Below are 24,023 nucleotides of genomic sequence, written 5' to 3' on the forward strand. Positions count from 1 at the left end.
TCATGGGTGGTGCGGTTGATTGTTTCATAGTGTTTCGGTGGTCATAGCGTGAGGGAAACGCCCGGTTACATTCCGAACCCGGAAGCTAAGCCTCATAGCGCCGATGGTACTGCAGGGGGGACCCTGTGGGAGAGTAGGACGCCGCCGAACAAATATTGAGAAAACCCCTGCCGGGTGACCGGCAGGGGTTTTCTGCGTTTATGGGGCGGCTTATGGTCGAGTTATGCGATACGACCTCGTCATCTTCGACAACGACGGTGTGCTCGTCGACAGTGAGCCCATCTCCAATCGGCTGCTGGCCGCGTATCTGACCGAGCTCGGGCACCCCACCTCGTACGAGGAATCGATTCGGGACTACATGGGGTCGGCGATGCATCGGGTCCATGAGCTGGTGCTGGAGCGGACGAGGCGGCGGCTGCCCGAGGACTTCGACGATGTTTTCCATGGGCGGGTGTTCGCCGCGTTCGAGCGGGAGTTGGAACCGGTCGACGGGGTCGTCGATGTGCTGGAGAAGCTGGCCGCGGACGGGGTGCCGTACTGCGTGGCGTCGTCCGGGAGCCATGAGCGGATTCGGGTCGGGCATCGGAAGACAGGGCTCGACCGGTGGTTCGGGGAGGGGCGGGTCTTCAGTTCGCAGGATGTGGGGCGGGGGAAGCCGGCGCCTGACTTGTTTCTGTACGCTGCCGAGCGCATGGGGGTGGCCCCGGAGCGGTGTGTCGTCGTCGAGGACAGCCCGCTCGGGGTGCGAGCCGGTGTCGCGGCCGGGATGGATGTGTACGGGTTCACGGCGATGACGCCAAGGGAGCGGCTGGACGGGGTGCGTGGGGGCTTCCGGCATATGCGGGAGCTGGTCAGCCTGCTTAGTTGAGCAATCCTCAAGTTCCTTGGGAACTTCCTCTACCCACGAGTAGCGGGCGACCCCTACTGTTCGGCCATGACAGATGTGCTGCGGCGCGGTCGGGCCGCGTTGGCGTTCAGCTTCTTCGCTCAAGGCGTCGCCTTCGCGTTGCTCGTGACGCGGATTCCGGCCATTCAGGACCGGTACGGGGTGTCCGATGCGCTGCTGCCCCTCTTTCTCGCGGCCGTGCCGATCCTCGCCGGTGTGGGGAGTCTGTGCACCGAGCTGATCGTGAAGAAGGTTCCGCCGAGCACGGTGCTGCGGTGGGCTCAGCCTGTTGTGCTCCTGGCGCTGCTCGGGGTCGGGGCCGGCCGTGACACCGTCGAACTCGGGCTTTCGCTCGCCGCGTTCGGGCTGGCCGTCGGGGCGCTCGACGCGTCCATGAACATGCTCGGGGTGAGCCTGCAGCGGGCGTACGGGCGGAGCATCATGCTCGGGTTCCATGCCGTGTTCAGCCTGGGTGGTATAGCCGGGGCCTCGCTGGCGTGGGTGGGGGCGCACTGGGAGCTGGCGCTGCTGGTGTCGTATCTGCCGGTGGTGGTCGTGCTGCTGCCGGCCGCGCTCGTCGGGAGTCGGTGGTATGTCGACGGGGGCGCGGAGGAGAAGAAGGACGCCGTCGAGGTCCAGGCGGCGGGTGGCGTCGCCTTCAAGATGCTGCTGCCGCTCTGTCTGGTGATGTGCTTCGCGTATATCGGGGACTCGACCGTCTCCAACTGGAGTGCGAAGTATCTGCAGGATGTGCTCGGGAGCAGTGAGCAGCTGGCGACTGTGCCGTACAACGTGTACATGGTGACCACCCTGCTGGGGCGGGCCGTCGGGGACTTCGGGGTGCGGAGGTTCGGGGCCGTGGCCGTCGTACGGACGGGGGCGGTTGTGGCGGCGCTCGGGTTCGCTGTGGTGGCGGGGGCGCCGGGGGCCTGGGTGGGGATGCTCGGGTTCACTCTGCTGGGGCTCGGGCTGTGTGTGCTGGTGCCGCAGACGTTCGCCGCGGCGGGGAGGTTGTTCCCCGGGGCTTCGGATGCGGCCGTCGCACGGCTGAATATCTTCAACTATGTGGGGTTTTTGATCGGTTCTCCATTGGTGGGGACGCTTGGGGACGCCTGGAGCTATCGCGGGGCGATGCTCGTGCCGATGGTGTTGGTGCTGGTCACATTGGTGTACGCCCGCTCGTTCGAGACTCATTCCGACCGATACGGTGGCGGGCATGAGCGGCCGCGCACAGCTGATGTGGGACGAGGCAGTAACGGGCTATGACTTCGGCCCGGACCATCCGATGGACCCGGTCCGGCTGGCGTTGACCCGGAGTCTGGTGACCGCCTTCGGGCTCGACCGGGAGATGGATGTCGTCTCGGCGAAGCCCGCGGGGGACTCGACGCTGCGGCTTGTCCATCGTGAGGACTATGTGGCGGCCGTGAAGGCGGCTTCCGCCGACCCTGCCGGGGCGGATGGGTCGTACGGTCTGGGGACCATGGACGACCCCGCCTTCGGTGGGATGCATGAGGTGTCCGCTCTCATCGCCGGGCAGTCGGTGGGGGCCGCGGAGGCCGTGTGGCGGGGGGACGCCCTGCATGCCGTGAACTTCGCGGGTGGGCTGCATCATGCGATGCCGGGGCGCGCGGCGGGGTTCTGCATCTACAACGACGCCGCGCTGGCGATCGCCCGGCTGTTGGAGCTGGGGGCCGAGCGGGTCGCCTATGTGGATGTCGATGTGCATCACGGGGACGGGGTCCAGGCGGCGTTCTGGGAGGACCCGCGGGTGCTGACGATCTCGCTGCATGAGCATCCCCGTACGTTGTTCCCGCAGACCGGGTGGCCCGAGGAGACGGGGGGGCCGGGCGATGCGGAGGGGTCGGCCGTCAATGTGGCGTTGCCGGCGGGGACCGGGGACGCGGGGTGGCTGCGGGCGTTTCACGCGGTGGTGCCGGAGGTGTTGGCCGAGTTCCGGCCGCAGGTGCTGGTGACCCAGCACGGTGCCGATACGCACTTCGAAGATCCGCTGGCGCATCTGGCGGTGTCGCTCGATGCGCAGCGGGCTGTGCAGGTGGCGTTGCATGAGCTGGCGCATGAGCACTCCGAGGGGCGGTGGGTCGCGCTCGGTGGGGGTGGTTATGCGGTGGTGGAGGTGGTGCCTCGGTCGTGGACGCATCTGGTGGCGATCGCCTCGGGGCGGGAGATCGCGCCGGAGAGTGTGATTCCTGAGGGGTGGCGGCAGGAGGCGTTTGCTCGTACGCGGCAGTTGGGGCCCATGCGGATGACTGATGGGCGGTGGCCTGTGGGGTGGGGCGGGTGGGATGCCGGGTATGACCCCGCCGATCGGTTGGATCAGGCCGTGTTGGCTGCGCGGAAGGCTGTGTTTCCGCTGCGGGGGTTGTTGCCGTAGGGGGGTTCGCCCCCGCCGCCCTTACCCTTCCCATCCCCAGGGGCGGTGCCCCTTCGACCCCCTTGGGGCTGCGCCCCTTGCCCCCCAGGGGCTGCGCCCCATTTGGCCCGCCCAGTAGCTCGGGGACTGAGGGCTGTTGGCGGGTGACGGTTCGTTGTGGTTGCTCGCGCCGTTCCCCGCGCCCCTTTTCAGGGCCTGCGGTCCTGTCTCAGGGCTGCGTTACGCCAACTGTGTGGTGCAGTCCCCGTTTTGGGGTGGGTGGGGTGTGCGGTGCGGCAGCATCGGTGGGGTGGTGAGTGTCGGGGGGTTGCTGGAGCATCTTGTGGGGGTGGGGCTGGCGGGGCGGGTGGGGACCGCTCGGGAGGTCAGTCTGCGGAGTTATCGGCTCTTCGCGGCTCGCGATCCTCGGTTTCTGATCGGAGTTGATCCGGAACTGGCCTGGCGGGAGCGGGATGTGCTCGGGCTCATGGCTGACAGGTGTGGGGTTTCGGACGATCCTGGGTGCACTTCCGGGCAGGATGTGATTGATCCCCTGCGGACCATCGCCGCGCTGGACCGGTTCGCCGAGCGGCTGGGGGACGTAGCTCAGCGTGGTCGCCCGGTGCTCTTCGGGACCGGGCATCCGCATCGGCTGATCGGCTTCTACGGTGCGTTGGCGGACGCATTGTCGTCGGCGGGGTGTGAGGTCCTCACCCTCGCGACGGGTAGACGTGTCGACATAACGACCCGGTTCGGTCTACGCACGTACAACCTCGGCTACGTACGAGGCGTCGGAATCGCCCAGGAGGCGACTGGTGTTCGCTCCGGTTGTGCGACCGGCGTGCACACCCATTCACCACTGCCGGTTCGCGTGGCCCTGGCGGCCGTCGCGGAGGCCGGCGGACCGCTCCCGGAACTGGTGGTCGGTGACCATGGATGGGTCTGCGGGGCAGGTCAGCTGGGGTTTGAGGCGATCGGGCTGGCCGATACGGACGATCCTGCGCTCTTCGTGGGGGAGGCTGAGGGGCGGGTGTCCGTCGCCGTTCCACTTGATGACGGTGTGCGGTCTGATTACTACCGACCGCTGACCCGCTACGTACTCAATCGGGCGTGTCTGTCACAGTAGGCCGCCGATGGCATCCCCTCTTCCCCACTCGCATCACCCGCCCCTACATTGGGGAGTGAGCACGCAACGACGAAGAGTCACCGGAAGGGGAAGCCGGTGGCCGTCGAGTGCGGAAGGTTCAGGTGTGTCATGGCTGCAGCTGGCGAGAGGCCTCTCAACGAGGTCGTGTTCCTGACCGTGGCGGAAGTTGCCGCGGTGATGCGAGTGTCGAAGATGACCGTGTACCGGTTGGTGCACAGCGGTCATCTGCCGGCGATCCGGGTGGGCAGGTCCTTCCGGGTGCCGGAGCAAGCGGTTCACGAGTACCTCCGCGAGAGCTATGTGGGGGTGGAGACTGCCTGACGTCTAGGAGCCGAAGGTGCCCGGGGGCCTCATGGGGTCTCCGGGAAACCTCCGGTTCACCCTCGATTACGACCTCAGCGCTCGGGCGGGTAGGCTGGCCCCTCGTAGGTCGTATGGGCCCATGGCGCCCAAACACCGAGTGATGAGAAGTGAGCGAGGGTAGTCGTGGGCTCTGTTATCAAGAAGCGGCGCAAGCGGATGGCGAAGAAGAAGCACCGCAAGCTGCTCAAGCGCACCCGCGTTCAGCGTCGTAACAAGAAGTAAGGCGATCCGGGCCCGTTGAGGGTCCGGTCGGCTCCGGCCGTATCACGGGCCGCGGTTTCTGCCGTGTGCGCGGTATACGTGGGGTCGTACGTCTTGCTGCTTGCGCGAGAGCTGTTGGAGCGCATCACTGTGACCCCCCACCCGGAGCGGTGGGGGGTCACAGTGTTTTTCCGGCTGCTTTTCCTGGCCGTACGCGGCCTCGCGGTCATCACAGCGCAACGACAAACCGCTAACGTGGCCGCACACGGGGAACGCGGCGGAGTACGAGCAGAGTTGTGTCCATGAGTGCCGACGTTCGGAAGGAAGGCGCTGATCTTGGGGAAGGTCGTGCTCGTGACCGGGGTGGCCCGGCAGCTGGGAGGCCGGTTCGTACGGCGCATCCAGCGTGACCCGGAGGTCGACCGGGTGATCGCGGTCGACGCGGTGCCGCCCGGCCACCATCTGGGCGGCGCGGAGTTCGTGCAGGCCGACATCCGCCACCCGGCCATCGCCCGAGTGCTGGCCGAGCACGAGGTCGACACCGTGGTCCATATGGACGTCACCGGCACCCCGCTGGGCAGCGGCGGCCGGGCCACGCTGAAGGAGACCAACGTCATCGGCACCATGCAGCTGCTCGGTGCCTGCCAGAAGTCCCCGTCCATCAAGCGGCTCGTCGTCAAGTCCAGTACGAACGTCTACGGGTCCGCGCCCCGCGACCCGGCCGTGTTCACCGAGACCACCCCGCCCAAGTCGCTGCCCAGCGGTGGCTTCGCCAAGGACACCGTCGAGGTCGAGGGATATGTACGGGGCTTCGCGCGGCGCAGGCCCGATGTGGCCGTGTGCGTGCTCAGGTTCGCCAACATCCTCGGGCCCAGCGCCGACACACCGCTCGCCTCGTACTTCTCGTTGCCGGTGCTGCCGACCGTGCTGGGCTATGACCCCCGGCTGCAGTTCGTGCATGAGGACGACGTCATCGAGGTGCTGCGGATCGCCTCGCACGAACCCCGGCGGTCCACGCTCAACAGCGGCACGTTCAATATCGCCGGCGACGGGGTCCTGCTGCTGTCGCAGTGCGCGCGGCGCCTCGGCCGGCCGACCGTGCCGCTGCTGATGCCGGCGGTCAGCTGGGTCGGCTCCATGGTCCGTACGCTCGGCGTCTCGGACTTCTCGCCCGAGCAGCTGCGGCTGTTGACCCATGGCCGGGTCGTGTCGACCCACCAGATGCGCGGCACCCTGGGCTACACCGCGAAGTACACCACCGCCGAGACCTTCGCGGACTTCGCGCGCGGCCGGGGTCCCGGACTGCTGCCGCCCGAGGCGGTCGCGGGGGTCATCGACAAGATCGCCGCACTGCCCGTCCCCGCACTGCCCGGGTCCGTTCCGGGCGGTGGCCAACCCCCGACGCAGAGCGCCAACTGAGGAGAGCGTCAACGATGGCGGATGCCAAGGTCATTCCGTTCGACGACGACCGTACGCGCGGGGGAGCCGTGCAGCGCCCGTCCCGCCGCCGGGCGGGGAGCCGGCGCAAGGGCGAGGCCGCGGTCGTACGCGATGTCCATGGGGCTCGTGAGACCGGTGAGGTTCAGCCTCTCCCCGGACGGGCCTCGGGCGTCGATGATGTTCCTGTGACACGGGATCAGCCGGAGCCGCCCCAGGAGGCCGCCGAGGCGCAGGTTGGCAGTGAGCTGGAGCGACGGATCGCGGGCGGGCTCGCGTTTCTGCGCAAGCGGCTCACCGGTGACTACGAGGTCGACGACTTCGGCTATGACGCCGAGCTGACCGACCAGGTGCTGATGTCCCTGCTGCGGCCGGTGTACGAGAAGTACTTCCGGGTCGAGGTGAAGGGCATCGAGAACATTCCGACGGACGGTGGCGCGCTGATCGTCGCCAACCATTCGGGGACCCTGCCGATGGACGGGCTGATGATGCAGGTCGCCGTCCACGACAACCATCCCGCGGGCCGTCATCTGCGGCTGCTCGCCGCGGATCTGGTCTTCATGCTGCCGGTGGTCAACGAGCTGGCCCGCAAGCTCGGGCATACGCTCGCCTGCGCCGAGGACGCCTCGCGGCTGTTGGAGCAGGGGGAGCTGGTCGGGGTGATGCCGGAGGGGTTCAAGGGGCTGGGGAAGCCCTTTGGGGAGCGGTACAAGTTGCAGCGGTTCGGGCGGGGTGGGTTTGTGTCCACCGCGTTGCGGGCCGGGACGCCGATCATCCCGTGCTCGATCGTGGGGGCCGAGGAGATCTATCCGATGATCGGGAACTCGAAGACGTTGGCTCGGTTGCTGGGGTTTCCGTACTTTCCGATCACGCCTACGTTTCCTTGGCTCGGGCCGCTGGGGGCGGTGCCCTTGCCGACGAAGTGGACGATTCAGTTCGGGGAGCCGATTTTGACGGATGGTTATCCGCCGGAGGCCGCTGATGATCCGATGCTGATGTTCAACTTGACCGATCAGGTTCGGGAGCAGATTCAGCACACGCTGTACAAGTTGTTGGTGCAGCGGCGGTCGGTGTTCTTCTGAGGGTGTTCCGCTGAAGGTGGTCTTCTGGGGGTGGTGCGGCGCCCGGGGGTGGGGCTGGGCGGGGGTGGGTTTCGCAGCTCGGCGGTAACGAGGTACCGCTGCGCCCACCCGTGCCGCCCCAGCGGCACGATTGCCCGCAGCTATGACGACTGGCGGGTGGGCAGCCGCCTCGGCGGCAGGATTGCCCGCAGCTAGGACGGGTGGGTGGGCAGCCGCCTCGGCGGCAGGATTGCCCGCAGCTAGGACGGGTGGGTGGGCAGCCGCCTCGGCGGCAGGGCTGCCCGCAGCTAGGACGGCGGGGTGGGCAGCCGGCCCAGCGGCGGGATTGGCCGTAGCTGCGTATACATGCGAACAGGGGCGCCCTTCGTTGTGAAGGGCGCCCCTGTTCGCACGCGTGGGGGGTCAGTCGGTGGTGTTCTGGCTGTCGATGCCCAGGTCCGGGAGGAGGCCCGGGAGTAGGGGGGGAAGGGTGACGTCGGGCTCTTCGGAGGGGGTGGTTTTGCCGCCCGTGGAGGGGGAGCCGGTGGTGGGGGCGGTCTGGGGTGGGTTCAGGAGGCCGCCGGTGGTGCCGCCGACCAGGCCCTCCTCGCCGCTGTCCGAGGTGGACGGCTGGGGCTTGCTGTCGCCGCCCTGGGTGCCGTCGGTGGCGGTGCCGCCGGAGGCGCTCGGGGCCGGGCGGTGACCGGGGGCCGTGGAGCCGGGGGCCTCGGAGCCCGGGGAGCGCTGCTTGTCGTCGCCGTCCCGGACGGGGGGCTGGGGCAGCAGCGACTGGTGCGGGGCGACCTCTTCCTCTATGGCGGCGAAGACCGAGGTGACCTCCGCGCTGACGTCCCCGAGCTGTACGGGCAGCCGGTCGCGGAGCGCGCCCCAGGTCTCCCGGTGGGACCGGGAGAAGGCCGAGAGGGCCTGGATGGGGCCGAGGGATTCAGGGTCGCGCGCATAGGCCTCGTGGAGCAGACGGTGGCCTTCTGAGGCGTCGTGCCGCATACCGGTGAGGGCGCGGCGGATCTCGCCGAGGTACTCGTGGTCGAGATGGCCGCCGCGCCCTCGCTCCATGAGTCTGCGGGCCTCACCGAGCCGGGTGGACGCCTGGTCCAGATAGAGCTGGCCGCGGTCGTCGCTGTCGTCGGCCAGGGTGAGTTTCACGTCCTCGATGCCGCGCTTGAGGCCGTAGAGCGAGTCACCGGGGAGGGCGTCGGAGCTGGCGGCCGCTACCCCGCCGAAGGCTCCCGCGGCGACGCCGACGCTGAGCCCGCCCGCGGCGAGCCCTTTCGTCAGCCGTGAACGCGGTCGCAACTTGCCCAGTGCGCTTGCCCGGTGAGCACCACGCGACCTTCCCGATCGCTGCTCGGGCACCGAAAGATCTGCCGATTCGCCTGCGACCGTGCCGTCCCGCAGCATGGCCTCCATCGCCGCCACCAGTTGGGCGCGCTGGACGACCTTGACCTCCGGGTCGAACTCCGGCTTGGGCAGCTCGCCGAGACCGGTCGCCAGGGTCAACAGGCGGCCCGGCTCGGTCTGTTCAGCTGCCGGGGCCGGTGCCGATCCTTCGGGCTGCTCGGCCGCCGTGCCCCGGTCGGACAGCTCCTCCAGGGCCTGGGCGAAGGCGTTCGCCCGCCGGTGCGCCGATACGTTCGCGATCACTGGCGGCACCTCCTCTCGTCATGACGGTCGACTCCCCAGGGGGTCCTGAGGGTTGCACACCGTCGACCGGTCCACACGATCGAGTGATCGATGTCGGTCGGGGCGTGACCACAGGGAGCCTGTATCCCGCACAACGAGCGGCGCGGCACTTGGGTTACGGACGGCCGGGGACCGGGCCGTGAAGTCAACCTTCCTCAACGGAGGGTGAGTTGAGGGTGCGTGCGGGGTGAGTGCGGCACGCTGCGGCCCGGAAGCGGGGAGGGGTGGTGCGGGGGCGGCTCGGAGCGGTGGGAGGCGACGTGGCGCGGTGGGAGGCGACGCGGCGCGGCTCAGCGGGCGTCGTCGGGGAGGAGGCGGGCGAGGGTGCGCACCGCGCGGTACTGGAGGGTCTTGATCGCGCCCTCGTTCTTGCCCATGACACGGGCGGTCTCGGCGACGGAGAGGCCCTGGAGGAAGCGGAGGGTGACGCACTCCTGCTGCTGGGGGTTGAGCCGGCGTACGGCTTCCAGGAGGGCGGCGTTGGAGAGGGACTCCAGGACGGAGTCCTCGGGAGAGCGCTCGACCTCGTTGGCGTCGAGCATCTCGCCGGTGGTGACTTCGAGGCGGAAGCGGCTGGACTTGAAGTGGTCGGCCACCAGGTTGCGGGCGATGGTGACCAGCCAGGCGCCGAAGTCGCGGCCCTGCCAGGTGAAGGTGCCGATACGGCGCAGGGCGCGCAGGAACGTCTCACTGGTGAGGTCCTCGGCGGTCGCCTTGCCGCCGACGCGGTAGTAGATGTACCGGTAGACGGTGTCGCTGTACTGGTCGTACAGGCGGCCGAACGCTTCGGCCTCGCCGGACTGGGCGCGTTCGACGAGGTCCATCATGCGCGCGCTGTCGCTGTCGGCGGCGGGGCGGCGGGTGGTGGTGGCGGTGGCTCCAGAACGGCCTCGTCTGCCCGCCTCCCGCCCGTCACCCGACCTCCGCCCCCCGACGACGGCGTTGTGCGCCGACCCCCGTTCGATGCCATCGGCCAGTGCGTAACACGGGCTTACGGGCGCGGTGGAGGCGGCGAGGGCGGGGACGGCGTACGCGGTGGGGACGAAGCCGCGCAACAGTTCGTTGACTGTTGCGCGCAGCGTAGCCAGGCCCGAGGCGTCAACCCCGACGTGTGGGTACACGGGACTCCCAGAGGCAGAGCTTCCATCACGTGCAGTACGGGACCATTCACCCGTCGTAGCGACGGAGGGGTACCGGTTTGCGTCTGAGGAGAATAACGCTTCGTGCAGGCACTGCTACACCCAGTTGCTCAAATCATCGATTACGGCGCTTCTGTTACCGATTGCCGCCAATTCAAGTACCGCTCCGTGATCGGTTGTTGACTGATTGGGTTCGTGATCCGTCTGGGTGCGGGGCGTGTTGTGGTCGTGTGGAAATGGTGTGACTGTGGTGCACCCCGTCCGGGTATGACAGCCGGAATCGCCTCCCTCGCCTGGCGCCTTCCGGGCTTCGCTCTTGTCTCGCTCTTAGCCCTCCCCTTGTCTTGTCTATCGAATATCGATAGATTTCCATCGTTGGTCGAGTGAAGGAGGGGTGGAATGGGACGGCTGGCCGTGCTCGCCCTGCGGGCTGTGCTCGGGGTGTTGTTCGTCGGGTCGGTGTTCGTGCAGGTGGTGATGGTGCCGTTGCTCGGTGCCGATCTGGAGGGGCTCGACGCGGACGTCGCGTATGTGCGGACCCCGACGCTGGTGATCGTGGTGCTCGGGATGGTGGCGGTCCAGGCCGTGCTGTTCTGTGTGTGGCGGCTGGTGACCATGGTTCGCCGGGGGACGGTGTTCTCGGAGGCGGCCTTCCGCTATGTGCACGGCGTGATCGGGGCGATGGTGGGGGCCGCGCTGCTGGTGTTCGCCTTCGGTGTCGTCCTGGCGCCCGGTGAGGCGGTGGCGCCGGGGGTCGTGCTGCTGCTGGGCGGGGTGGGCCTCGGGGTGCTCGGGGTCGCGCTCATCGTGCTCGTGCTGCGGATACTGCTCGCCCAGGCCGTCGCGCGGGACATCGAGGCGACGCGGATGCGGGCCGAACTGGCCGAGGTGATCTGATGCCGATCGTCGTCGACGTCGACGTGATGCTGGCCAAGCGGAAGATGTCCGTGGGGGAACTCGCGGAGCGGGTGGGGATCACCGCCGCGAACCTGGCCGTCCTGAAGAACGGCCGGGCCAAGGCGGTGCGGTTCACCACGCTCGCGGCGCTGTGTCAGGTGCTGGAGTGCCAGCCGGGGGACCTGCTGCGCTGGGAGTCCGACGGGGAGGGGAGGCCGGCCGGTGAAGGGGAGCCGGTGGGTGAAGGGGGCCGACTGGTGCGGGAGAAGCCGACAGATGAGGGAAGTCGGCTGGCGAGGGGGAGCCGACAGGTGAAGGGGGCTGGCCGGTGAGGGGGATCGGCGGGCGAGGGAACTCACGGGTGAGGGAGGTCGGCGGGCGAGGGGAACTCACCGGTGAAGGGGGCCAACGGGTCAGGGGAAGCCGACCGGTGAGGGGAATCTGCGGGCGAGGGGAAGCCATCGATGAGGGCAGCCGACCGGTGAGGGGAAGCCATCGATGAGGGCAGCCGACCGGCGAGGGGGCCGGGGTCAGCGCCTGCGGCGGGACAGGGCGATTGCCGCTGCCGTGCCGCCCGCTACCGCGCCCACGCCGGCCGCCGCCGGGAGGCCCACCTTCGCCGCCTTCCGCGCCGTGCGGTAGTCGCGCAGCCGCCAGTCCTGGGCCCGGGCGTGTTTGCGGAGCTTGGTGTCGGGGTTGATGGCGTAGGGGTGGCCGACCAGCGACAGCATGGGGATGTCGTTGTGGCTGTCGCTGTAGGCGGCGCAGCGGGAGAGGTCCAGGCCCTCGGCCGCCGCGAGGGCGCGTACCGCCTCGGCCTTCGCCGGGCCGTGCAGGGGTTCGCCGACCAGCTTGCCGGTGTAGACGCCGTCCACCGACTCGGCGACCGTGCCGAGCGCGCCGGTCAGGCCGAGGCGGCGGGCGATGACCTGGGCGATCTCCACCGGGGCCGCCGTCACCAGCCACACCTTCTGGCCCGCGTCCAGATGGGCCTGGGCGAGGGCGCGGGTGCCCGGCCAGATGCGTTCGGCCATGTACTCGTCGTAGATCTCCTCGCCGATGATCGTCAGTTCGGCGACGCGATGGCCCTGGACGATGGAGAGGGCGGAGTTCTGGGCGTCCTGCATGTGCTCGGGGTCCTCCGAGCCGGCCAGTCTGAACCACGCCTGCTGCCAGGCGAATCGGGCGAGGTCGCGGGTCTGGAAGAACTTCCGTTTGTACAGGCCCCGGCCGAAGTGGAACAGGGAGGCGCCCTGCATGACGGTGTTGTCGAGGTCGAAGAAGGCGGCGGCCTTGTCGTCGCCCAGGACCGGGAACTCCGGTTCCTTCTCCTTCTTGTCCTTGCCCTTCTCCTTGACGGCGGGCGCGGGAACGAGGTCCTCCAACTCCTGGGAGGACTTGCGCGCTGCCTCTGCCGAGGCCTCGCCTGCCAAAACGCTCCGTGCCGTGGCGGAGCGCCTACGGGGAGTGAGCCATCCTAGAGCGGCCATGTCGTGAGCATAGCCAGTCTGTTCGGGACTTCCGGAGTCGAGAGGTTTGCGCGCTGTGAACTCTCCACGACCGTGTCGTTAAAGAAGTGGTCGGGTTGGTGTGTCGCCGTGCGCCACGGGGCGGAACCGGTGAGGGAAAGGGCAGGTCGTGTGCCTCCTGATGAGGAGGAGGTGTGCACATCCGGTGCGGAGCGACAATGGCCGACATGAGTGCCATGTTCCGGCGGACGCCGAAGAATCCGAAGAGTTCGGGTGAGCGACTCGTCACACTGATCGGGAAACCCGGGTGTCATCTGTGCGACGACGCGGAGGCGGTCGTCGCGCGGATCTGCGGTGAACTGGGCGTTCCCTGGGAGAAGAAGGACATCACCCGGGATGCGGAATTGCACCGGGAGTACTGGGAGCAGATTCCGGTGGTGCTCGTGGATGGGGCCCAGCACACCTTCTGGCGTGTGAACGAGGAGCGGCTGCGTAAAGCCCTGTCCCAGTTGTGACCTGACCGACCAGTCCAAGTGGTCCCAAAAGTCGCTTAGGATCGATGGGCTGGTTGGTCTCGGGGGCGGGATGCGTGAGGAGAGTGTGCGGTTTTGCCCCCGTCGATCAAGGCGTCTGGTGAGGAACGAAGGTACGCGTGTGCCGGTTCCGTACGCCTGCGTCGCGTGTGCGTGAGCCCGGTCACGTTGGCTGGGCAAATCGGACACCATCTTTGTGCACGCGTTCACAAAGACATAGCCTGCTGTCGACGGGGCGGTCTGGGGACGCATGACCGCCCGCAGCCCCGCTCTACCCGCAGGAGCACCGTGGCAACTGGCCGAACTCACCGACCGGCGACCCGTAGCCGAGGGATTCCCGAGGCCACCGTCGCCAGGCTTCCGCTGTACCTCCGTGCCCTGACCGCGCTGTCGGAGCGCTCGGTCCCCACCGTTTCATCCGAGGAGCTGGCGGCCGCCGCGGGGGTCAACTCCGCGAAGCTGCGCAAGGACTTCTCGTACCTGGGTTCGTACGGCACGCGTGGGGTCGGCTACGACGTCGAGTATCTCGTCTACCAGATCTCGCGTGAGCTGGGGCTCACCCAGGACTGGCCCGTGGTGATCGTCGGTATCGGTAATCTCGGCGCGGCGCTGGCCAATTACGGAGGGTTCGCCTCCCGTGGATTCCGGGTGGCGGCGCTGATCGACGCCGATCCGGCGATGGCGGGGAAGCCGGTCGCGGGTATTCCGGTCCAGCACACGGACGATCTGGAAAAGATCATCGACGACAACGGGGTGTCGATCGGGGTCATCGCCACGCCCGCCGGTGCCGCCCAGCAGGTGTGCGACCGGCTGGTCGCGGCGGGTGTCACCTCCATCCTGAACTTCGCGCCGACGGTGCTGTCCGTGCCGGACGGGGTGGACGTACGCAAGGTGGATCTGTCGATCGAGCTGCAGATCCTCGCCTTCCATGAGCAGCGCAAGGCCGGCGAGGAGGCCGCGGGTGAGTCCGGGGCCGTACCGCTGGCTCCCAAGGAGTCCGGGAAAGGGCCCGACGGGGATGTCCCCGCCGTGATGCCGGCATGAGTCTTCTGGTCGTCGGACTGAGCCATCGCAGCGCACCGGTGAGTGTGCTGGAGCGGGCCGCGCTGTCCCCGGACGCGCAGATCAAGTTGCTTCAGGACACGGTCGCCGCCGAGCCGGCCGCCGAGGCCGCGCTCCTCGCCACCTGCAACCGGATCGAGTTGTACGCGGACGTGGACAAGTTCCACGCCGGTGTCGCCGAGCTGTCGACGCTGCTCGCCCAGCACAGCGGGGTCGGGCTGGACGAGCTGACTCCGTATCTGTACGTGCACTACGAGGACCGGGCCGTCCACCATCTGTTCTCCGTGGCCTGCGGGCTCGACTCCATGGTCGTGGGCGAGGGGCAGATCCTCGGGCAGATCAAGAACTCGCTGGCCGCCGCGCAGGAGACGCACGGCGCCGGGCGGCTGCTGAACGATCTGTTCCAGCAGGGGCTGAGGGTCGGCAAGCGGGCGCACTCCGAGACCGGGATCGACCGGGCCGGGCAGTCGCTGGTGACGTTCGGTCTCGAACAGTTCACCGCCGGTGGGGACGTGGAGAGCTGGGCGCGGGGCAAGCGGGCCGTCGTCATCGGCGCCGGTTCGATGTCGTCGCTGGCCGCCGCCACGCTCGCGCGGGCCGGGGTCGCCGAGATCGTGATCGCCAACCGGACGTACGACCGGGCCGAGCGCCTGGCCCAGATCTTGAACGAACAGGGCGGAACGGACGTGCTGGCCCGCGCGGTACCGATGCGATCGGTGCCGGGCGAGCTGACACGTGCGGACGTCGTTGTCTCCTGTACGGGTGCGACCGGCCTGGTCCTGACCGGCGAGGCGGTCGCGGCGGCCGTCGAGGGCCGGGTGCCCGCCGCGGGCGTCGTGACCGAGGGGATCACCGCTCCGTCGGACACTCGTACGAATGTCGTACGACCCCTGCCGCCCACCTCTCTCGGTGACGACGAGAACTGTCCGCTCGACCTCGCCTCCGGAGCCGTGCAGGGCGGTGGCTTCTCCGTGCTCGGGGAGGCCGCGGTCGCCGGGATGGACGCGGCGACGCTGGAGCAGCACGCGGCCTGGGTCGACAACGCGACCATCGACATACGGGACAAGCGGCGTACGCCGGAGCGCGAGCCGGTGCGTACGCCGGAGGCCGACGCCGAGCTGATCGCGGCGCTCGCCGCCACCGTCGCCGTCACCGGGCGGATCACCGAGCTGCGCAGGCCCGAGCCGGTCGCCGAGCTGCCCCGGCCGGAGCCGGTGCTGGCGCTGCTGGACCTGGCGATGCCCCGGGACATCGACGCCGCCGTGCACCGGCTGCCCGGCGTACGGCTGGTCGACATCGAGTCGCTCGCCGAGGCCTCCGCCGACGCACCCATGGCCTCGGACGTCGACAAGGTCAGGCGGATCGTTTCGGACGAGGTGGCTGCCTTCGGCGCCGCTCAGCGGGCCGCGCACATCACACCGACCGTGGTGGCGCTGCGGGCCATGGCCGCCGATGTCGTGGCGAACGAGATCGCCCGCCTGGAGGGCCGGCTGCCCGGGCTGGACGACAAGCACCGCGGCGAGATCGCCCAGACCGTGCGGCGCGTCGTCGACAAGCTGCTGCACGCGCCGACGGTACGGGTCAAGCAGCTCGCGGCCGAGCCCGGCGGCGCCGGGTACGCGGACGCGCTGCGGACCCTGTTCGACCTGGACCAGGAGACGGTCGCCGCCGTGTCCCGGGCCGAGGACACCGAAGACCATGACCCCCGCGCGGACAGCGGGGTCAGCGAACCGAACGCCGAGAACCGAGGGCGATCATGAGTGAGCGAGGCAGCGGGACGCTGCGGCTCGGGACCAGGCGCAGCACACTCGCCATGGCCCAGTCCGGGCAGGTGGCGGACCAGGTCCGCCGGCTGACCGGACGCCCGGTGGAACTCGTGGAGATCACGACGTACGGCGATGTCTCCCGCGAGAATCTGGCGCAGATCGGCGGCACGGGTGTGTTCGTCACCGCGCTGCGCGACGCGCTGCTGCGCGGCGAGGTCGACTTCGCGGTGCACTCGCTCAAGGACCTGCCGACCGCGCAGCCCGCCGAGCTGGCACTGGCCGCCGTCCCCGTCCGCGAGGACCCCAGGGACGTACTGATCGCCCGCGACGGACTCGCCTTCGCGGATCTCCCTGAGGGCGCGAGGATCGGCACCGGCTCGCCCCGGCGGATGGCCCAGCTCAACGCGTACGCGCGCGGCCACGGCCTGACGATCGAGACGGTCCCGATCCGAGGGAACGTCGACACCCGGATCGGATACGTACGAAAAGGTGAGCTGGACGCTGTTGTCCTGGCCGCCGCCGGACTGAACCGGATCGGACGGATCGAGGAAGTGACCGATTTCCTTTCGGTCGACACTGTTTTGCCCGCCCCCGGCCAGGGGGCACTGGCGATCGAATGCGCCGCGGACAACGCGACGTTGATCGCCGCGCTCGCCGGACTCGACGACCCGCACACGCGGGCCGCCGTGGCCGCCGAGCGGTCCCTTCTCGCCGCGCTGGAGGCCGGTTGCAGCGCACCTGTGGGTGCGTACGCCGACCTTCTGTCCGACGGGCAGATTGTCAAGGAGATGCGCCTGCGCGGCGTCGTCGGCACGACCGACGGCTCGACGCTGGTGCAGCTGTCCACCACCGGTCCCGTGCCCGAGACGTACGACCAAGCAATGGCGCTCGGCCGTGAACTCGCCGCCGAGATGCTCGCTAAGGGCGCGGCCGGTCTGATGGGGGAGCGAGCACATTGAGCCCCACCACCCTTCCCGCCGGTCCGGACCACGGTCACGTCACCTTCCTCGGTGCCGGACCCGGTGATCCGGGACTGCTGACACTGCGCGCCGTCGAGGCGCTGGCGAACGCGGACGTCCTCGTCGCCGAGCACGAGGTGCTCGACGTCGTACGTGTGCACGCCCGCGCCGGCGTCGCCCTACTGGACACCGACCCGGGCCCGCCGACGTCGGTGACGTCCGGGAACTCCGCGTCCTGTCTGGACACGTTCTCGGGCACGGGCACGCCCCAGCTGACGGTTGTTGACGGCTCGTCAACAACCGCTGGTGCACCCGCTGTGCGCGATGCCGCACATCTTGTCATGGAGGCCGCGCGGGGCGGCAAGCGGGTCGTCCGTGCGGTGTCCGGGGACCCTGGCCTGGACACTTACGCCACCGAGGAGATGCTGGCGTGCGCCGCCGCCGGGGTGCCGTTCGAGGTGGTGCCGGGTGTCGCGGCGGTCGTGGGCGTGCCCGCGTACGCCGGCGTGCCGCTGCGGGACGCGCAGGGCGCCGACGTCCGCTTCGTGGACGCGCGCACCGCCTCCGACCGCTGCTGGACCGAGGTCGGGTCCTCCGACGGGACGGTCGTGGTCTCGGCGACGCTGGAGACGGTCGCGGCCGCCGCCGGTGAACTGGTGGCGGCGGGGCGCAAGCCGGACACGCCGCTGACGGTGACCGTCGCCGGTACGACGACCCGGCAGCGGACCTGGAGCGCGACGCTGGGCACGATCGCCCAGACCCTGAAGCAGGCCAAGGTGCTGCCCTCGCCCGAGGGCGGGCGGCCGGTGATAGCCGTGGTCGGTGAGCGTTCCGCCGCCGCCCAGCGCGACCAGTTGTCGTGGTTCGAGAACAAGCCGCTGTTCGGCTGGCGCGTCCTCGTCCCGCGTACGAAGGAACAGGCGGCCTCGCTCTCCGACCAACTCCGCTCCTACGGCGCCGTACCGCACGAGGTCCCGACGATCGCCGTCGAGCCGCCGCGGACGCCGCAGCAGATGGAGCGGGCCGTGAAGGGGCTCGTGACCGGGCGGTACGAGTGGATCGCCTTCACCTCGGTGAACGCGGTCAAGGCGGTCCGCGAGAAGTTCGAGGAGTACGGGCTCGACGCCCGCGCCTTCGCCGGGATCAAGGTCGCGGCGGTGGGGGAGCAGACGGCCAAGGCGCTGGTCGCCTTCGGTGTGAAGCCGGATCTGGTGCCGAGCGGGGAGCAGAGCGCCGCCGGACTCCTTGAGGACTGGCCGCCGTACGACCCCGTCTTCGACCCGATCGACCGGGTGTTCCTTCCCCGCGCCGACATCGCGACCGAGACGCTCGTCGCCGGGCTCATCGAGCTGGGCTGGGAGGTCGACGACGTCACGGCCTACCGGACCGTGCGCGCCTCGCCGCCGCCGGCCGAGACCCGGGAGGCGATCAAGGGCGGTGGCTTCGACGCCGTGCTCTTCACGTCGTCGTCCACCGTGCGGAACCTGGTCGGCATCGCCGGGAAGCCGCACAACGTGACGGTGATCGCCTGTATCGGTCCGGCCACGGCCAAGACCGCCGAGGAGCATGGTCTGCGGGTGGACGTGATGGCTCCGGAGCCGTCCGTGCACAAGCTCGCGGAGGCCCTGGCCGACTTCGGGCTGCGCCGCAGGGCCGCCGCACTGGAGGCGGGCGACCCGGTGACCCGGCCGAGCGAGCGGAGGCCGGGGGCGCGCAGACGGCGGACGACCACCTGAGCGAGGGGTCGCGGACGGCCGCTTGGATCGGCGGGGACGGCGTGAGGTTGCCGTGTCGTAGGACACGACCTCACGCCGTTCCGGCGTTTCAGGGCGTTACGGCACCCGTATGGGCGGCGTTCGGGGGGCGTGCGGGGTCACTCCGCGTGCATCAGTTCGCCCTCGTGGAGGCCGGGTTCGCGCTGGCAGAGTGGGCGTGAACGTCGTACGGCATCGGGGGAGGCACGGGTCCATGACCACGACAGCGATGATCTCCGTGAAGATCGAGGGGCCGGTCGGGCTGGATGATCCGCGGGAGCTTCTGGAGGAGTTGGAGGGGGAGACGGGGTTCGGCTGGCGGGTCGACAGGGCCGAACCGGAGGGGACGCTCGATCCGGTCACCGCGCTGGTGACGGCCGTGGTCACCAGTGTCGTGACCGCGGTGGTGCAGGCCGCCGTGGAGCGGGCGATCGACAAATGGAAGGGGCGGAGGCTCGATCCGCCGAACGTCACCATCGTCATCGTTCAGCCTCCTGCAGGGACGGAGTCGGTACCGGACCAGGTGCCTCCGCAGGAGCTGGAGGCCCCCGGGGACCCCGACGCCGACCCCGAGAGGGGCTGAGGGGCATGGCGTCCCGGGCGCTGGTGATCGGGGTCGGGAGGTATGACGAGGACTCCGAGATCCCCGGGTATTCCACGATCGAGGCGAGCGCGAAGGCGTACGGGACCGTGTTGGGCCGGGACCCCCGGTGGGAGGCATCGGCCGGGCCGACGGTGCTGAAACCGGACGAGGTGCGTACCGCGGACTCGGTGATGCGGGCGCTGGGCAAGGCGGTCGCGGCGGGTGAGGGTGCGGAGGACACCCTGCTCGTGGTGTACGTGGGACACGGCGCGTACTGGCCGGACGTGCCCGGTGCGCAGGTGCACTTCGCGGTCGGGTCCTCACGGGCCAACGAGCCGTGGACCTGGCTGTCCGCGTGGTGCGTGTACCGGGCGATGAGGCAGAGCAAGGCCGGGCTCAAGGTACTGATCGCGGACTGCTGTTACTCGAACGTACTGCCGCAGCTCGGCCGCGAGTCCGTGCTGCCGGGTGCTCTCGGCACCCGCTTCCGGGGCACCTGCGTCCTCACGGCAGTCGGCGGAAGCGTCCACAACGCCTGGGCGTATGCCTGTGAGAACCTCCCCGAACCCCTCAACACCTGTACGCCGTTCAGCGGGCATCTGCTGAATGTGCTGGGCCAGGGCATGCCCGAACACTTCGGCGATCTCACGCTCGGCGCGCTGCGCACAGGGGTCGAGGAGGACATACGGGGCTGTGGCGCGGGCGTTCACCACCGGCCCCGGATGCTGCTGAACGATGTTCCCGAGGCGACGGCGCTGTTCACCAATCACGCGGAGCAGCGCCGGACGCAGAGCCGTGCGCTGGTCACGGCGGATGACTGGGTCCGCGAACTGCGCCTCAACGTCGAACGGGACCTCGACGATCTGATGCGCAGCCCCGAGCTTCTCGGCGAAGTCGTCGCGATCCTGAGCAACGCGGACGACGAAGGAAGCCATGAACTGGCCTGCCGTGTCGATCGGAAGGCGGGCGAACTGCTGACCACGCCCGCCGACTTCGTCACCTACTGGGGTGCGGTCGAGCACGCGATTCCGTGCGACGGATGACACATGACGGACGACGACCACGGCACCGAGGGTGCCCGCCGTACCGAGCACCCGTTCCAGTCGGATCGGCTGGCGGTGCTCAACGGGAGTTACGACCAGATCCTGCGGGGGCCGGTCTCGCAGTTCGTGGGCGTTCTGCGGGTGATGCGGAAACGGGACCACGGGGGCAAGGCCATGCGGGCCCTGCAGGACTTCGCACTGCGCCGCCCGGTCGAGGAACTGGTACGGCTCGTACCCGACTTCGACCCACGGGACGGGGTCATGCTGATGACGACGGCCGCCCTGCACCGGCCCGTCGGAGAGGCCGCCGACATGGCCGTACTGCAGCATGCGGCGGAGCTGGAGTCCGGCCGCAGACGTGCGCCCATCACCGCGAGCATCGTGCATGACGTGGCGTGCCAGCGTACGGCGTTCGATGTGGCGGTGTTCGTGCGGAAGCTCAAGAAGCGGAGGTCGTCGCTCGCGGGACGCACCGTGCGGCTGTTCGCGAGTCCCCGTTCCGGTCGGACCAGCCTCGACAAGGCGTTGCTGCACACCGCGCTGCTCGACGAGGGGTGCGGCGCGGAGGCGGATCGACTGCTTGAGCTGACCTTGCGGGCCCTGGCCGACAGCCCGCCCTGTGATGCCGGGGCCGGTGAGGAGAGCGAGGAGATCGGTGATCTGGCGGGCGCGTTTCGGCATCTGAGGCCTCAAGGGCTGGTCCTGGAGCGATGGCTGAAGACCAGGCTGGACTCATCGGACCCGAGCACGGTCGAGATGGCCCGGCGTATCGCCGCGAATCTGATCGCTCGGCCGGGTGCCGGGTACGAGGCCTTCGCCCAGTACATCGGGCGTGAGGCGGAGCCTCGGCATCTGGTGAGGATCTGTGTGTTGCTGAACGAGGCGGGATGCCCCGCCAGCGGCCGGTCGCTACGGAGGCAGACGGCCGGGCACAAGGGCGTGCAGGAGCTGGCCGAGCTGGTGTCGTGCTGGTACGAGAGCAAGGAACTGACCGACACCACACGGGAGTTGCTGGCCGACATCGTCGCCGGTACGGATGACTCCGGTGCGTCCCCGCGCTCTCTGGACGAGCTGAGCCGGCTGGGTGAGTGGCTGCGGCAGGAGTACACCGCCCCCGAGTGCCCCCGGCTGCTGCGCCATGTCGCCGCCGTGGAGGTCGAAGGACGTTCCGGGGGCGAACTGGTGACCCTGCTGGGCCGTGTCGAACGCAAGCGGGAGAGGACCAGGGCCGCGCACAAGGCCGGACTCCGGCTGGCCCGGGGCGTGATGCGTCCGGGTGCGGACCGGGACTGGTTCGTCGACTGTCTGCGGGCGCTGCACGACGCCGGGTACGCCGTCGCCGTCCGCGCCGCCTGCCGTGAACTGTCCGATCCGTCCTCCCCGGGGGCCACGGCCGATGCCGAGGTGGTCGCCGATGTGGCGGGGCGGCTGCAACGCGCCGGGTTGCACAAGGCTTCCTGGACGTTGCTCGAACGGTTCCTGGAGAACGAGCAGTTGGTGACGCCGAGGGATGTCGTCGAGGTCGTGCAGCGGGTGTCGGCGCTGCCGTTGCCGGACGCGGAGCTGTTGCTGCGGGCCACGGTGGGGCGCTGGTCGGACATGGGGCACCGGGACGCCGCGGTGGTCGAACTGCGGGCCGCCGGGCGGCGGGAGGCCGCCGACTGGGTGATCAAGTCCCTTCGGTGACCGATGACTTGGGCCGGGGCTCTTGGCGGGGGGACGGAAGGGCGCGGGGTACGTCTTCCAGGTAGCGGCGGCAGGCACGGACGAGGAGGGGGAAGACGATGGCCGCGGCCACGGCGGCGGCCACTCCCGCCGCCAGGGCGTAGCCCTTGCCGAAGTCACCGAGTTTCGTGCACACCAGCAGCACCGTCAGATAGGTGAGGAACAGCAGCGCCGGGCGCACCGCGGCGTCGGCGGGCTTGGAGAAACGGGAGAGCTGGTCCCGGGCGTCGTAGCGGCGCAGCAGGCGTCCCACGACGGGCAGGTCGAGTCTCGCCAGGCGGGGCAGCCCGAGCAGCAGGGCCGTACCGACGGCCAGGGCGGTCATGCCGTGCCACACCTTGTCCACCTTGGCCTCGTAGATCACCACGGCGATCGAGATGAATGCGGCGTAGGAGAGAACAAGGTGCGCCGTCCGGCGTTTTCCCCGGGACCTCGGCGGCTTCAGTGCCACGAGGACGACGCCCGACATGGCGTACGCGAGCAGAATCAGCACGCTGTTGATGGTCATGAGTCTGTCCCAGACGCCCTGGACCACGGCGAGCAGTACGAGGCCGATGACACAGTTGACCAGCAGGATCATCCAGTACGCGTCGATCTGGGCGCCCCGGAAGCGGAACGAGGCGCGACGGGCGGTCTGCAACCCCCGGTGTGTGAGGTGGGCGCGGCTCAGCGCGGCGACCTCGCGGGTCAGCGCGTAGGTGAAGACGATGCCGGCGCCCAGGGGGGACAGCAGAGCGTTCAGGACGATCAGAACGACCAGCCAGTCCATCCCGAAGGAGTCAGCGATCTGGGCGTACGGTGACTGGACGCTGTACCGGTTGAAGATGCCGCTGTGCTTGTCGAACACCCACTGCAGAGCGGTGTACAGCACGAACGCGCCGACGAGGCTGCCGTACACCGCCCAGCGCAGCCGCGCCGCCTCCCCCATGCCACGCCGTTTGACGTTGCCGGCGCAGTCGAGCGGGGCCTGGAAGCCGATGTACGAGAAGATGATGGCGCTGCCCAGCAGCGACGAGGTGGTTTTGTCCTTGGCTGTGTCCTTCCGCCATAGGCACTTCTCCAGATGTTCCGTGCTGTCCGGCGAGTCGCTCAACGCGGACTGGGGGAACCAGTCGGTCCCCAGCCCCACAATGATCAGGGTCAGGATCAGGACCTTGACCCCGGTGATGTAGAGGTTCAGCCTGATCAGCCGACGTGGTGGCAGGAAGTTGAGGCCCACGATCAGGGCCATGAAGGCGATGGCGCAGAGCCAGCCCGTAGCGGAAAGCAGGATGTCCTCCTTCCCCTCCTTACAAGACAGCAGCTCGGGCTCTCCGTGCGCCAGCGCCCGTACCATTGCCGCTGCCTCGCTCGGCGGGTTGACCGCGTACGCGATCCACAGTCCGGCGGCGACGACCGTGGCCAGGAGGGGGCCGGCGGCCTGGAGGGGGAGGAAGATCAGCCCGCCCGTCTTGGGGAGGGCGATGCCCAGTTCGACCATGACGGCGGCGATCAGCAGCATCACCACCCCGCCGATCAACCATGACCCCTGGGTGAGCCAGTCGGGGCTGCCTTGGTACCGGATGTTGATCTGAGCGCCACTGAGGAGCCAGCCCGAGCCGATGACACCCCCGGCCGCCAGGCCCACCAGGTCCAGGGTGGAGAGGCGGCGGTGTTCGTCGGCGTCTTCCACCGGGCGTTTGCGTAGCGTGCCTGGGTTGTCCGTCCGACCCAACGCTCTCCCCCTTCACCGGAGCCCCGGTGGACGGCGTTGTGCACCGGCAGCCGGTCGCCCTCGGCGTGTGAGCTGCTGTCGCTCACACGCTACGCATGGGCGGACACGTGGGGTGAGGTGAATTCCCGAATGGGGTACGTGCTGTCGGGGTGTGTCGACGGTTGAGTCGGTGGTCGTGTCGGTGGGTTGCGCCGACGGGGCGTCGGCAA

Annotated in this window: 21 protein-coding genes, 1 rRNA gene and 1 pseudogene; 19 read left to right on the forward strand and 4 right to left on the reverse strand. The window is 69.3% G+C overall.

The genetic code is table 11. From position 1 onward, the window contains the following. The first annotated feature begins 33 nt into the window (after positions 1 to 33). The 9 genes from rrf to ACWD4G_RS21840 all read left to right on the forward strand — a co-directional run bounded on the left by rrf (position 34) and on the right by ACWD4G_RS21840 (position 7,487). Positions 34 to 150 (forward strand): 5S ribosomal RNA (gene rrf, locus ACWD4G_RS21800). Between the two features lie 73 nt (positions 151 to 223). Then, a complete protein-coding gene (locus ACWD4G_RS21805; RefSeq protein WP_451295834.1) occupies positions 224 to 868 on the forward strand; it encodes an HAD family hydrolase in 645 nt (214 codons plus the stop codon). A gap of 66 nt (positions 869 to 934) precedes the next feature. Continuing rightward, a complete protein-coding gene (locus tag ACWD4G_RS21810; RefSeq protein WP_451295836.1) occupies positions 935 to 2,152 on the forward strand; it encodes an MFS transporter in 1,218 nt (405 codons plus the stop codon). Continuing rightward, positions 2,103 to 3,278, forward strand: coding sequence for an acetoin utilization protein AcuC (locus ACWD4G_RS21815; RefSeq protein WP_451295838.1), 1,176 nt, complete (start codon positions 2,103 to 2,105; stop codon positions 3,276 to 3,278). The genes ACWD4G_RS21810 and ACWD4G_RS21815 overlap by 50 nt, the downstream gene beginning before the upstream one ends. Positions 3,279 to 3,567: 289 nt before the next feature. Beyond that, a complete protein-coding gene (locus tag ACWD4G_RS21820; protein ID WP_451295839.1) occupies positions 3,568 to 4,383 on the forward strand; it encodes a phosphatase in 816 nt (271 codons plus the stop codon). Positions 4,384 to 4,512: 129 nt separating this feature from the next. After that, a complete protein-coding gene (locus ACWD4G_RS21825; RefSeq protein WP_451295841.1) occupies positions 4,513 to 4,725 on the forward strand; it encodes a helix-turn-helix domain-containing protein in 213 nt (70 codons plus the stop codon). A 165-nt stretch (positions 4,726 to 4,890) separates the two neighbouring features. Next, positions 4,891 to 4,989 carry a 30S ribosomal protein bS22 gene (locus ACWD4G_RS21830; RefSeq protein ID WP_003948845.1) on the forward strand — a complete coding sequence of 33 codons (99 nt, stop codon included), beginning with the start codon at positions 4,891 to 4,893 and terminating at the stop codon, positions 4,987 to 4,989. A 315-nt stretch (positions 4,990 to 5,304) separates the two neighbouring features. Further along, entirely contained in the window at positions 5,305 to 6,387 is a 1,083-nt protein-coding gene (locus ACWD4G_RS21835) for an NAD-dependent epimerase/dehydratase family protein (RefSeq protein ID WP_451295843.1), read from the forward strand. 14 nt (positions 6,388 to 6,401) lie between these two features. Then, complete coding sequence (locus ACWD4G_RS21840; protein WP_451295845.1) at positions 6,402 to 7,487, forward strand: lysophospholipid acyltransferase family protein; 1,086 nt, start codon at positions 6,402 to 6,404, stop codon at positions 7,485 to 7,487. A gap of 402 nt (positions 7,488 to 7,889) precedes the next feature. Here ACWD4G_RS21840 and ACWD4G_RS21845 read toward each other — a convergent pair whose 3' ends face one another. Next, on the reverse strand, positions 7,890 to 9,131 hold the full coding sequence (locus tag ACWD4G_RS21845) for a DUF5667 domain-containing protein (RefSeq protein WP_451295847.1): 1,242 nt from the start codon (positions 9,129 to 9,131) through the stop codon (positions 7,890 to 7,892). Between the two features lie 329 nt (positions 9,132 to 9,460). Next, the gene (locus ACWD4G_RS21850) at positions 9,461 to 10,291 is read right to left on the reverse strand and encodes an ECF subfamily RNA polymerase sigma factor, BldN family (protein ID WP_451295849.1); all 831 of its coding nucleotides are present in this window, start codon (positions 10,289 to 10,291) and stop codon (positions 9,461 to 9,463) included. A gap of 417 nt (positions 10,292 to 10,708) precedes the next feature. Between ACWD4G_RS21850 and ACWD4G_RS21855 the strand changes: the two genes are divergently transcribed. Beyond that, entirely contained in the window at positions 10,709 to 11,206 is a 498-nt protein-coding gene (locus ACWD4G_RS21855) for a DUF2975 domain-containing protein (protein ID WP_451295851.1), read from the forward strand. Then, positions 11,206 to 11,436: pseudogene (locus tag ACWD4G_RS21860) on the forward strand (helix-turn-helix domain-containing protein); the annotation flags it as partial. The gene ACWD4G_RS21855 and the pseudogene ACWD4G_RS21860, both read left to right, overlap by 1 nt. A gap of 300 nt (positions 11,437 to 11,736) precedes the next feature. Here the strand turns inward: ACWD4G_RS21860 and ACWD4G_RS21865 are convergent. Then, entirely contained in the window at positions 11,737 to 12,696 is a 960-nt protein-coding gene (locus ACWD4G_RS21865) for an HAD family hydrolase (RefSeq protein WP_451295853.1), read from the reverse strand. A gap of 197 nt (positions 12,697 to 12,893) precedes the next feature. Between ACWD4G_RS21865 and ACWD4G_RS21870 the strand changes: the two genes are divergently transcribed. From ACWD4G_RS21870 to ACWD4G_RS21905, 8 genes are all read left to right on the forward strand, one after another. Further along, positions 12,894 to 13,190 (forward strand): glutaredoxin family protein, encoded by a 297-nt coding sequence (locus tag ACWD4G_RS21870; protein WP_451295855.1) that lies wholly within the window; start codon positions 12,894 to 12,896, stop codon positions 13,188 to 13,190. Positions 13,191 to 13,496: 306 nt separating this feature from the next. Further along, entirely contained in the window at positions 13,497 to 14,252 is a 756-nt protein-coding gene (locus ACWD4G_RS21875; RefSeq protein ID WP_451295857.1) for a redox-sensing transcriptional repressor Rex, read from the forward strand. Next, on the forward strand, positions 14,249 to 16,030 hold the full coding sequence (locus tag ACWD4G_RS21880; RefSeq protein WP_451295859.1) for a glutamyl-tRNA reductase: 1,782 nt from the start codon (positions 14,249 to 14,251) through the stop codon (positions 16,028 to 16,030). The genes ACWD4G_RS21875 and ACWD4G_RS21880 overlap by 4 nt, the downstream gene beginning before the upstream one ends. Beyond that, complete coding sequence (gene hemC / locus ACWD4G_RS21885) at positions 16,027 to 16,995, forward strand: hydroxymethylbilane synthase (protein WP_451295861.1); 969 nt, start codon at positions 16,027 to 16,029, stop codon at positions 16,993 to 16,995. Before ACWD4G_RS21880 ends, hemC begins: the two co-directional genes overlap by 4 nt. Continuing rightward, positions 16,992 to 18,731 carry a uroporphyrinogen-III synthase gene (locus ACWD4G_RS21890; RefSeq protein ID WP_451295863.1) on the forward strand — a complete coding sequence of 580 codons (1,740 nt, stop codon included), beginning with the start codon at positions 16,992 to 16,994 and terminating at the stop codon, positions 18,729 to 18,731. The genes hemC and ACWD4G_RS21890 overlap by 4 nt, the downstream gene beginning before the upstream one ends. Before the next feature lie 232 nt (positions 18,732 to 18,963). Next, complete coding sequence (locus ACWD4G_RS21895) at positions 18,964 to 19,332, forward strand: hypothetical protein (protein ID WP_451295865.1); 369 nt, start codon at positions 18,964 to 18,966, stop codon at positions 19,330 to 19,332. Positions 19,333 to 19,337: 5 nt separating this feature from the next. Further along, a complete protein-coding gene (locus ACWD4G_RS21900) occupies positions 19,338 to 20,375 on the forward strand; it encodes a hypothetical protein (RefSeq protein WP_451295867.1) in 1,038 nt (345 codons plus the stop codon). A gap of 3 nt (positions 20,376 to 20,378) precedes the next feature. Continuing rightward, positions 20,379 to 22,061, forward strand: coding sequence for a hypothetical protein (locus ACWD4G_RS21905; RefSeq protein ID WP_451295869.1), 1,683 nt, complete (start codon positions 20,379 to 20,381; stop codon positions 22,059 to 22,061). Here the strand turns inward: ACWD4G_RS21905 and ACWD4G_RS21910 are convergent. Continuing rightward, a complete protein-coding gene (locus ACWD4G_RS21910) occupies positions 22,045 to 23,772 on the reverse strand; it encodes an APC family permease (protein ID WP_451295870.1) in 1,728 nt (575 codons plus the stop codon). The two genes, ACWD4G_RS21905 and ACWD4G_RS21910, sit on opposite strands and share 17 nt — an antisense overlap. Positions 23,773 to 24,023 lie beyond the last annotated feature (251 nt).

Source organism: Streptomyces sp. NPDC002643 (genome assembly GCF_053592555.1).

Bases quoted from the DNA above. Each gene is read 5' to 3' on its own strand.
- ACWD4G_RS21825 (WP_451295841.1), top strand. From the start codon at position 4,513: ATGGCTGCAGCTGGCGAGAGGCCTCTCAACGAGGTCGTGTTCCTGACC.
- ACWD4G_RS21805 (WP_451295834.1), top strand. From the start codon at position 224: ATGCGATACGACCTCGTCATCTTCGACAACGACGGTGTGCTCGTCGAC.
- ACWD4G_RS21810 (WP_451295836.1), top strand. From the start codon at position 935: ATGACAGATGTGCTGCGGCGCGGTCGGGCCGCGTTGGCGTTCAGCTTC.
- ACWD4G_RS21895 (WP_451295865.1), top strand. From the start codon at position 18,964: ATGACCACGACAGCGATGATCTCCGTGAAGATCGAGGGGCCGGTCGGG.
- ACWD4G_RS21900 (WP_451295867.1), top strand. From the start codon at position 19,338: ATGGCGTCCCGGGCGCTGGTGATCGGGGTCGGGAGGTATGACGAGGAC.
- ACWD4G_RS21815 (WP_451295838.1), top strand. From the start codon at position 2,103: ATGAGCGGCCGCGCACAGCTGATGTGGGACGAGGCAGTAACGGGCTAT.
- ACWD4G_RS21870 (WP_451295855.1), top strand. From the start codon at position 12,894: ATGGCCGACATGAGTGCCATGTTCCGGCGGACGCCGAAGAATCCGAAG.
- ACWD4G_RS21865 (WP_451295853.1), bottom strand. From the start codon at position 12,696: ATGGCCGCTCTAGGATGGCTCACTCCCCGTAGGCGCTCCGCCACGGCA.
- ACWD4G_RS21840 (WP_451295845.1), top strand. From the start codon at position 6,402: ATGGCGGATGCCAAGGTCATTCCGTTCGACGACGACCGTACGCGCGGG.
- hemC (WP_451295861.1), top strand. From the start codon at position 16,027: ATGAGTGAGCGAGGCAGCGGGACGCTGCGGCTCGGGACCAGGCGCAGC.
- ACWD4G_RS21880 (WP_451295859.1), top strand. From the start codon at position 14,249: ATGAGTCTTCTGGTCGTCGGACTGAGCCATCGCAGCGCACCGGTGAGT.
- ACWD4G_RS21905 (WP_451295869.1), top strand. From the start codon at position 20,379: ATGACGGACGACGACCACGGCACCGAGGGTGCCCGCCGTACCGAGCAC.
- ACWD4G_RS21855 (WP_451295851.1), top strand. From the start codon at position 10,709: ATGGGACGGCTGGCCGTGCTCGCCCTGCGGGCTGTGCTCGGGGTGTTG.